The organism is Sphingomonas bacterium (genome assembly GCF_903643065.1).
Classification (GTDB): domain Bacteria; phylum Pseudomonadota; class Alphaproteobacteria; order Sphingomonadales; family Sphingomonadaceae; genus Sphingomonas.
Window position 1 is genome coordinate 1 of the sequence record NZ_CAHJWX010000360.1, and the last position, 3,208, is coordinate 3,208.

The following is a 3,208-nucleotide window of genomic DNA, read 5'->3' on the forward strand; positions in this document are numbered from 1 at the left end:
GCGCGACGCGGCCCTGCCGCCCGCGCCCCCGGTCTGCTTTCCCGCGCATGTGACCAGCCCGGTGGTGCGCACCCATGGCGGCAACGAGAACCAGGCCGCGGCCGTGATCGCCTGGCCGACCGGCGGCGGCGTCGACGGCATCGCCGAGAGCCGGCGGCTCGACGTGCTGGCGCAGGTGTTCTCCGACCGGCTGTTCGAGCGGCTGCGCCAGGCGGCGGGCGCCAGCTACAGCCCCAACGTGGCCAGCAGCTGGCCGGTGGGGATGGCCGGCGGCGGCCGGCTGGTGGCGATCGGCCAGGTCGCGCCCGAGAAGGTCGCCTTCTTCTTCCAGACCGCGCGCGCGATCGCGGCCGAGCTGGTGGCGAAACCGATCGAGGCGGACGAGCTGGAGCGGCTGCTGGGTCCGATGCGCCAGGCGCTGATCCGCGCGTCGACGTCGAACCAGTTCTGGATGCGGCTGATGGCGGGCGCCGCCTTCGACCCGCGCCGCGCCGCGGCGACCGCGAACCTTGGCACCGACTTCGGCAGCATCACGCCCGCGCAGCTGCAGCAGGTGGCGGCGAAATACCTGCGCCCCGATCGGGACTGGACGATGGAGGTCCTGCCCAAGGGGGTGGCGGCGAAGACGGGGGTGCCGACGGACGCGGTGGGCGGGTGAGCCGCCCCTTCCTCACCCCCGGTACAATCCGTCCAGCCGCTCCCCGTAGACCTCGCGCAGGACGTGGCGCCTAATCTTTAGTGACGGGGTCATCTGGCCGTTCTCGATCCCGAACGGCTCATCCGCCAGGATGAAGCGGCGGACCTTCTCGGCGGCGGACAGGTCGCGGTTCACGCGGTCGACCGCCGCGGACAGCCCGCCGCGCACCTCGGGCGCGTTCGCCGCGCGTCCGGCCAGCCACTCCGCGTCGGGCACGATCGCCGCCACCATGTACGGCCGGCGGTCGCCCGCGATCATGGCCTGCGCGATCTCGGGCTGGAGCGTCAGCATGCCCTCCACCTTCTGCGGCGCGACGTTCTCGCCCTTGTCGTTGACGATCAGGTCCTTGCTCCGGTCGGTGATGCGGATGCGCCCGCCCGCGTCGAACTCGCCGATGTCGCCGGTGTGGAGCCAGCCGCCCTGGAGGACGCGCGCGCTTTCCTCGTCGTTGCGCCAATAGCCGTGCATCACCAGTTCGCCGCGCACCAGTATCTCGCCGTCCTCGGCGATCCGCACCTCCGTGTCGTTCAGCGGCCAGCCGACGCCGTCCATGCGAACGCCCGCCCTTGGCCGGTTGCACGAGATCACCGGCGCCGACTCGGTCTGGCCATAGCCCTGCAGCACCGACAGGCCGATCGCGGTGAAGAAGTCGCCGACGCCGGGATTGAGCGGCGCGCCGCCCGACACCATCGCCTTCAGCCTCCCGCCGAACCGCTTGCGCACCCTGGGCCGCAGCAGCAGCTCCACCGCCAGCGCGACCGGCCGGTCGGCGAGGCGGGTGCGTCCGTCCGCGCGCCGCGCCTCGATGGCGACGGCTTGCGCGAGCAGCCGGGCCGCGACGCCGCCCTGCTTCTCGATACCCTTGGCGATCCGCGTGCGCAGCACCTCGCACAGCCGGGGCACCACGACCATGATCGTCGGGCGGACCTCCGCGATGTTGGTGGCGAGCTTCTCCAGCCCCTCGGCATAGTAGATCTGGCCGCCGAGCCCGATCGGCAGGTACTGGCCGGCGGTATGCTCATAGGCGTGGCTGAGCGGCAGGAACGACAGGAACACCTCCGCCCCGATCGCGTCGCTCCAGCCGAAATCCTCGGCGATGACGGCGCTGGTGCCGGCGACGTTGTGCAGGATCGCGCCGTGATGCTGGCGCACGCCGCGCGGGCTCCCGCCGGTGCCGCTGGTATAGACGATGCAGGCGAGGTCGCCGCGCGCGAAGTCCGCCAGCCGCTCCGCCTCGGCCGGGTCGGCGACAGGATCGTGGCGGTGCGCGGCGATCAGCGCGCGCCAGTCGTAAAAGGCGATGCCCGACGAAGCCGCCGCACGTCCCGCGCGCATGTCGTCGATGCCGATCACGATCCGCGCGCGATCGGCGCGCAGCACCGCGGGCATCAGCGTCCGCGCGAGCCTGTCGGTGGACACGATCACCGCGCGCGCGCCGCTGTCGCCGATGATGTGGCCGTGGTCGCGCTCGGTGTTGGTGACATAGGTCGGGACGGTCACGCAGCCCGCGGCCATGATCGCGAGGTCCGACAGGCACCATTCCGGGCGGTTCTCGGACACCAGCATCACCCGGTCGCCACGCTCCAGCCCCAGCGCGCGCAACGCTGCGGCGAGGCTCGCGACCTGGCGCGCGGCGTCCGCCCATGACGTCGCCGCCCACCCCCCGTCCCGCTTGTGCCACAGGAACGGCCGGTCGCCGCCGGCCCGTGCGCGCGAGAAGAACATCGCGACGAGGTTGGGGAAGTGTTCGAGCTTGCGCACCATGTCTCTCTCGAAGGGTCGGGTCTTGCCGGCACGGCGACGCGCCCCGGCAAAAGGAAGCGCCGGCGTCCGCTGGCAGAACCCCGCCGCTATTCCGCCGGGCGCGGCTGGCCGGTGCGAACGATCTGCGTCACCGAACCGTCGGTGCCGATCGCGACGCCCTCGCTGCGCGGATCGGCGGCGCCGACCCAGCGGGGACCGTCCGGCCCCGACACCCGCTCGATCGCGTTGGCCTTCAGCCCCAGCGGGGCGACCTGCACGCGCTCGCCGAGCGCCTGGAACGCGGGCATCATCGCCTCCAGCGGCGTGCCCTGCTCCGCGGTCGCCACCGGTCCCGGGGCATAGAGCAGCCCGAGCGCGATCGCCTCCTGCGCCGACAGATGCCAGTCGACGACGCCGACGATCGCCTTGGCGACCTGGGCGATGATCGTCGAGCCGCCCGCCGCGCCGACCGCGAGCCGTACCTGCCCGTCGGGGCCGTAGACGATGGTCGGCGACATCGACGAGCGCGGCCGCTTGCCGCCCTCCACCCGGTTGGCGACCAGATAGCCGTCGGGTGCCGGCGCGAAGTCGAAGTCGGTCAGCTGGTTGTTCAGCATCGTGCCGTCCACCGACAGGCCCGATCCGAAATAGCCCTCGATCGTAGTCGTCACCTCCACCACGTCGCCGGCCGCGTCCACCGCGGCGACGTCGGTCGTTCCGGGCACCTCGCCCGTCGGCGCCGCCGTGCGCGCGGGAGCGCCCGCGGGC

The 3,208-nt window shown here is 72.8% G+C and carries 3 protein-coding genes; 1 reads left to right on the top strand and 2 read right to left on the bottom strand.

All coding sequences use genetic code 11. The features are described 5' to 3' along the window. The coding region (locus HUU95_RS11995; RefSeq protein WP_174280316.1) for a M16 family metallopeptidase at positions 1–658 on the top strand (658 nt) is incomplete at its 5' end. A 12-nt stretch (positions 659–670) separates the two neighbouring features. Here the strand turns inward: HUU95_RS11995 and HUU95_RS12000 are convergent. Both HUU95_RS12000 and HUU95_RS12005 read right to left on the bottom strand, forming a co-directional pair. Next, a complete protein-coding gene (locus HUU95_RS12000; RefSeq protein WP_174280318.1) occupies positions 671–2,458 on the bottom strand; it encodes an AMP-dependent synthetase/ligase in 1,788 nt (595 codons plus the stop codon). Between the two features lie 89 nt (positions 2,459–2,547). Next, a partial coding sequence (locus HUU95_RS12005) for a gamma-glutamyltransferase (protein ID WP_174280317.1) occupies positions 2,548–3,208 on the bottom strand: 661 nt, incomplete at its 5' end.